The 6,375-nt window shown below is 67.6% G+C and carries 4 protein-coding genes; 3 read left to right on the plus strand and 1 reads right to left on the minus strand.

Annotated features, from left to right (window positions below; genetic code table 11):
• The first annotated feature begins 209 nt into the window (after positions 1–209).
• From QZY48_RS28185 to QZY48_RS28195, 3 genes are all read left to right on the plus strand, one after another.
• Positions 210–2,444, plus strand: coding sequence for a hypothetical protein (locus QZY48_RS28185; protein ID WP_295436967.1), 2,235 nt, complete (start codon positions 210–212; stop codon positions 2,442–2,444).
• A gap of 127 nt (positions 2,445–2,571) precedes the next feature.
• A complete protein-coding gene (locus QZY48_RS28190) occupies positions 2,572–2,805 on the plus strand; it encodes a hypothetical protein (protein ID WP_100920988.1) in 234 nt (77 codons plus the stop codon).
• 326 nt (positions 2,806–3,131) lie between these two features.
• Positions 3,132–4,409, plus strand: coding sequence for a bifunctional O-acetylhomoserine aminocarboxypropyltransferase/cysteine synthase (locus QZY48_RS28195; protein ID WP_295436968.1), 1,278 nt, complete (start codon positions 3,132–3,134; stop codon positions 4,407–4,409).
• An 86-nt stretch (positions 4,410–4,495) separates the two neighbouring features.
• Here QZY48_RS28195 and QZY48_RS28200 read toward each other — a convergent pair whose 3' ends face one another.
• Positions 4,496–5,788: an NCS2 family permease gene (locus tag QZY48_RS28200; protein WP_295436969.1), complete on the minus strand. Its 1,293-nt coding sequence runs from the start codon at positions 5,786–5,788 to the stop codon at positions 4,496–4,498.
• Between the last annotated feature and the right edge of the window lie 587 nt (positions 5,789–6,375).

Genomic DNA, 6,375 nt, shown 5'->3' on the forward strand with positions numbered 1-6,375 from the left:
AGAATCCGGGGCACTACGATAACCTCGATTACGACAACGACAACGACAACGAAAATGGCGCAGGCAGTACCTGATGGAATTGTTTAACTTATCAGTGAACCGTTCCTTTGGCCTGACACAATGAATAGAGATCCGTCAGCAGACGCAAGTGAGAAAGGGTCCGGGCGGCCCGGGGCACTGGTCCCGGCCCGGGCACTTGGGGTTTTTCCATGACGACGAACGGCACCCGCTACGACCTGGTTCTTTTCGGCAGCGACCTGCAAGGCGCAGAACGTGCGCAGGCGGTCAGTCGCCTGGCGCAGTTGCTGAAGGTCGCCCCCGAGCAGGGCGCACAGATACTCGAACAACGCGGGCTCGTCATTGCCCGCGGCCTGGATGCGGACACCGGGGCGGAGACCCAGCGTAAATTGCTCGCAATCGGGGTCCGCTGCAATCTGCGCCCCTGCAGCACCTCGGGCCTGACCCTGGAACTCGCCGCCGTAGAGGCACCACCGACGGTGATGACCTGCCCGGCCTGTGGCCACGTCCAACAGGTCAAGGGGGACGAACCGGCCCCCACGACCTGCGAGCAGTGCGAAATCGTCTTCGCCAAGTATGAAAATCTGGCGAAGGAGAAGAAAGAACGCGAGCAGATCCGGCAAACGCTGCTCTACGAGCAACAGCGCTCCCTGGAGCGGGATCAGAGAGAACAGGAGGAGCGCCTGGCGCAGCAGCGGCGCCGCCAACTGGAAGATGAGATCCGCAAGCAGTTGGGCCTGCCGCGCCTGATGGCCAGCCGTACCGGGCTGATCAGTTCAGCGGCCGGAATCTATCTGCTGGGCCTAAGCATGGGCGCGGGGGGCCTGTTCGCCTACAACCTGTTGTCCGGGAGCGGCACCATCGCCCCTGACCCCAAACGGTTCGGCGAGGGCGCACTGGCCATGGGCCAAGCGGCGGCCGAGTCGGGCGTATTCGATCCCGGTATGGTCGCCGAGATGCAGGTCTCCGCACTCCTGGACCCCGCGGCGGGCGCAGCCGCCGCGGAACCGGGTGCCGCCGCCACCGACCCGGGTTTCGCCGCCACAGGCCCTGGCGCCGCCGCGGACACTGGCGCAATCCCGGGGGCCGCCGGGCCTCTCCCCAATGCTTCTTTCGGCCAGTCGGGCGCCGCGCGCCCCGGGCAACCGGGTGCGGCGCGGGCCGGCACGGCCGCGCCTGACGGGTCGGACGCGCTCGGATTCCTTGATAGCCGCCTGGCCGATCTGAAGAACGACACCGAGTGGGACCTCTATCTCCTCGGCCGCATCCAGGCCCTGCACGAACGCGGCGCCGCGCCGCAGGCCATGGCCCTGGTCGAGCACCTGCAGGATCCCGAACTGCGCTTTGACCGCGGCGCCCGGCTGGCCGATGACCTGGGGCGTGAAGGCCGATCGGCGGACGCCGAGAACCTGTACCTGCGCCTGGGCGCCGCGGCCGATCAGCAACCCGACCACGCCGGGGCACGGGTCGCCGCCTACGCCACCCTGGCCCGCCATCGCCACCGGGCCGGGCGTCCGACCGAGGCCGCCGGGCTCCTGCAGCAGGCGATGAGCATGGCCGCGACCCTGACCGCACCCGCGGATCAGGCCGCGGCCGAGATCGAGATTGCCGCACTCCTGACCGATTTAGGCCGTCCGGCAGAGGCCCGGACCCATTTTCAGGCGGCGTTGGGGGCGCTGGGTCGCATCCAGGCCCCGGCCGCCCGTCTGGCGGCGATCCCACCACTCGCACAGGGTTATGCCAAGGCCGGCTACCGGGCCTCGGCCCTGAATCTGCTCGACGAGGCGACCCGCAACATCGCCTCGGCCAAGGACGCGCGCGAGCGTGAGCGCATCCTCGGCGTGATCGCGCAAACCAATGCCCAGTTGGGGGACCGGCAGGGCGCTATGGGTGCCGCGGCGCGGATTGCCGCCCCGGCCGGGAAGGATCGGGCACTGCATCGACTCGTCGCGACCGAACTTGCAGCAGGGCGCCTCGCCGACGCGATCGAGTTGGCCGAGGGCCTGCATACCCCGGCCTATCAGGCACTGGCAGCCGGGTTGGTGGGGCTGCGCCAAACGGCGCTGCCCGCCTATCGGCCGCTGGCCGCCCGCTCAACCGAACGCGCCGCCGCGGCCGTCGCCCTGCTGACGAACCCCGCGGAGCAGGCGGCCGTCACCGCCGAACTGGCGCGCTTCGCCGCGCGCGGCGGCGACAGCGCGGCGGCGGAGCGCGGCTTCGCGCAGGCACTGCGGCTCGCCGAATCGGTACCGTCGCTGCCGGAACGTGACCGCGCGCTGGCGATCCTGGCGATCAACGAGGCGCTCGCACTGCGCCTGGCCGACGCACGAACCAGGCTCCCGAAGATCGCCGATACACAATTGCGGTTCGCCCTGACCAACGACCTGGCCGTGCTTGGCGACGCGGCAAAAGCGGTCGGTCCTTAGCCGGCAGACCTATCCGAGAGAACCCGACCATGGCCCCCTGCGACCGTCGCCTGCGACCGACCTTCACCGCCCGTCCGGGTACGGACCTGGACCGCGGGGCGGCCCCCGACCCCCGGGGGGCCGTCGCGTGAAATACATCGTGCTGAAGACCAGCCGCGGCGAACGCCCGGTGCTCTTTCCCAGTGAGTTCTCCCACCGCGACCTGGCGGACCTCTTTGCACCCGCGCCGATCGCGGCCGCCGGCTTCGTGCACGAGGGAGCGGACGGGATCAGTTGCGGGGGCGAGAGCGCCGGCCTGCGCATCGGCTCCCGGGGCAGCCTGGACGCGGCGCTGATCCGCGCCGCCTTGGGGGAGGATTGAGGGGGGGATTGACGCACTCGCGGCGCTACGGACCGGGCGCTACCATCAAGAATCCACCGATGAACACAGATGAACACAGATGTTCTTTGAATTGTCATGCGCTGATCGCTACTGTGACAATCACCCGCAAGGCGAGCCCCCGACCAAGCGTAAGCCAATGAATAATCTGTCTTCATCTGTGTTCATCTGTGTTCATCTGTGGATGACTTCTCTTTCTTTGATCAAGCGTAAGTCAATAAATTATATGTGATAATCTGTGTTCATCTGTGGATGACCGCTCTTCTTAGGATAATGAGACCGACCACCAGACCACCACCGGAGCCCCCATGAAGATCGAAACCCTGGCCATCCACGCGGGCTTTGCCCCGGACCCCACCACCAAGTCCGTGGCCACCCCCATCTACCAGACCACCAGCTACGCCTTCGACGACACCCAGCACGGGGCGGACCTCTTCGACCTCAAGGTGGCGGGCAACATCTACACCCGCATCATGAACCCCACCAGCGACGTGCTGGAGCAGCGGGTGGCGGCCATGGAGGGCGGGGTCGGGGCCCTGGCGCTCGCCTCCGGCATGGCGGCGGTGACCGACGCCATCTTCACCATCGCCCAGGCCGGGGACAATATCGTCGCCGTCTCCACCCTCTACGGCGGCTCCTACAACCTGTTCGCCCACACCCTGCCCCGCCTCGGCATCCAGGTGCGCTTCGCCGCCCCCAACGACATCGCCGGCATGGAATCTCAGATCGACGCCAAGACGCGCGCAGTCTTCGTCGAGTCCATCGGCAACCCGGCCGGCAACGTGGCAGACATCACCGCCATCGCCGACATGGCCCACGCCCACGGCGTCCCGCTCATCGTCGACAACACGGTGCCGAGCCCCTATCTGTGCCGCCCCTTCGAGCACGGCGCGGACATCGTGATCCACGCCCTGACCAAATACATGGGCGGCCACGGCACCAGTATCGGCGGCGTCCTGGTCGACTCGGGCAAATTCCCCTGGGCGCAGAACGCGCAGCGCTTCCCCATGCTCAACGAGCCGGACGTCTCCTACCACGGCGTGGTCTACACCCAGGCCCTGGGCGCCGCCGCCTTCATCGGCCGCGCCCGCGTGGTGCCGCTGCGCAACATGGGCGCCTGCATCTCGCCGTTCAACAGCTTTTTGATTTTGCAAGGGATCGAGACCCTGCATGTGCGCATGGACCGCCATTGCGAGAACGCGCTGGCGGTCGCGCAATTCCTTAAGAATCACCCCAAGGTGGCCTGGGTGCGCTACGCCGGCCTGCCCGACAGCCCGGACTACCCGCTGGTGCAGCGTTACATGGACGGCGCCAAGGCCAGTTCCATCCTCTCCTTCGGGATCAAGGGCGGGCTCACCGCCGGCGCCCAATTCATCGACGCGCTGAAGCTCGCCGTGCGCCTGGTCAACATCGGCGACGCCAAGACGCTCGCCTGCCACCCCGCCACCACCACCCACCGCCAACTCTCCCCGGAGGAACTGGCCCGCGCCGGCGTCTCTCAGGACCTGGTGCGCCTGTCCATCGGCATCGAACACATAGACGACATCATTGCCGACCTGGAGCAGGCATTGGCCGCGGCGGCCTAGTACCCCCGGCCCCTCAGTGCTGCGCGTGCCCAGGCGCCGCCGCCCGGATCGGCGCCTGGGCCCGTGAACTGCTTTTTCCAGGGTTATTAGATCGCGAACTTCACCGCCGAGGCCGCCGCGATCAGCCACACCGCCCCGCCCACCTCGCGCGGACGCCCGGCGAGCGTCTTCACCACCGCATGGACGATGAACCCGAGCCCGATGCCGGCGGCGATCGAGAAGGTGAAGGGCATCGCCAGCGCCGTGACCACCGCCGGCAGATAGTCGGTCAGGTCGTCCCAGTTGAGCCCGCGCAGGGCCCCGGCCATCAGGCAGGCGACGAACAGCAGCGCGGGCGCGGTGGCGAAGTCGGGGAGCGCGGTGGCGAGCGGGGCGAAGAAGAGCGTCGCCAGGAACAGCACACCGGTCACCACCGCGGTCAGGCCGGTGCGCCCGCCCGCCTGGATGCCCGCGGCGCTCTCGATGTAGCTGGTGACGGTCGAGGTACCGAGCGCCGCGCCCAGGATGGCACCGCCCGAATCCGCCGTCAGGGCCTGCTTGAGCCGCGGCACGGTGCCGTCCGGGCGCATCAGCCCGGCCCGGTGCGTGACCCCGATCAGGGTACCGGCATTGTCCAGCACGTCGACCAGGAAGAAGGTCAGCACGATGCTCACCAGGCCCAGATTGAGCGCGCCGGGGATGTCCATCTGGAGCCAGGTGGGCGCCAGCGAGGGCGGCAGCGAGACCACCCCGTGGAAGCTGGTGAGCCCAAACGGGATGCCGGCGGCGGCGGTCGCAAGGATGCCGATCAGCACCGCCGCGGCGATGCCGCGCGCCGCGAGCGCCGCCATCGTGAGGAAGCCGGCGCAGGCCAGCAGTGTCGCGGGGTTGCCGAGCGGGCCCAGGGTCACATAGGTCGCGGGGGCCGCGACCACCACGCCCATGTGCTCCAGCCCGATCAGCGCCAGGAAGAAGCCGATGCCGGCACCGATGCCGAGCTTGAGCGACAGCGGAATGGTGTTGATCAGCCATTCCCGCACGCGCAGCAGCGAGACGATCAGGAACAGCACGCCGGACAGGAAGACCGCGCCCAGCGCGACCTGCCAGGGGATGTGCAGCCCACCCACCACGACGAAGGCAAAATAGGCGTTGAGCCCCATGCCGGGCGCCAGCGCCAGCGGGAGGTTGGCGTAGAGCCCCATGGCGATGGAGGCGATGCCGGCACCCAGACAGGTCGCCACGAACAGCGCCCCCTGGTCCATGCCGGTGGTGGCCAGGATGCTCGGATTGACCGCCACGATATAGACCATCGCGAGCCAGGTCGTGATACCGGCGAGGACCTCGGTGCGGATCGTGGTACCGGCCTCGTGCAGGCGAAACAGGGCTGATCCAGTCAGCAAAAACTCTGCACAATTCTGCTTAATCATCATTAAAGCTCACGTAGAATTCAAGACAGAATTGTGGGAACGTGGGTTTCCCAAATAGTGGGTTTCCCACGCACTGGGTCCGCCGCGAGTTCCGCGGTGGCAGCCTGTGGAGAGGTTCGTGAGACCTGGGGGAGCATGCGGTCGCCTCATCGGCGTAAAGCTCCCCACCAAGGGGAGCTTTTTTGGCGAAAACCAAGCCGTTTCCCCGGGCAGCCTCGTTGAAGCAGGAACTTAGCACTGAAGCTACCTATGCGTAGGTTTGGATAGGTCTAAGAGAACGGTCATCGCAACCACCGTGCTCAGGTTGGGTTCAGGCACCCCGGCCGTTGGCCGTGTGCGGATGGGCCTGGGACGCGCCCGCTTTGCGCCGCGCGCCGCAGTGGTCTCGGCAAGGCCGACAAGCGGCCCCTCGGCGCACTTGGCGGGGCCATGAAAGCGACTCAGGGTAGCGCAACGCCGCCCGGAACGTAAGCCGTCGCGGCCCGGCGGGTGCGATCAGAACTGATGTGGTGACCGATCTCCCGGGTACGCCGTCCTGGTCGTTGTCGTTGTGGTTGTGG

Origin of the sequence: uncultured Thiodictyon sp. (genome assembly GCF_903828115.1) — a bacterium.
In the GTDB taxonomy this organism is placed as follows: Bacteria; Pseudomonadota; Gammaproteobacteria; order Chromatiales; family Chromatiaceae; genus Thiodictyon.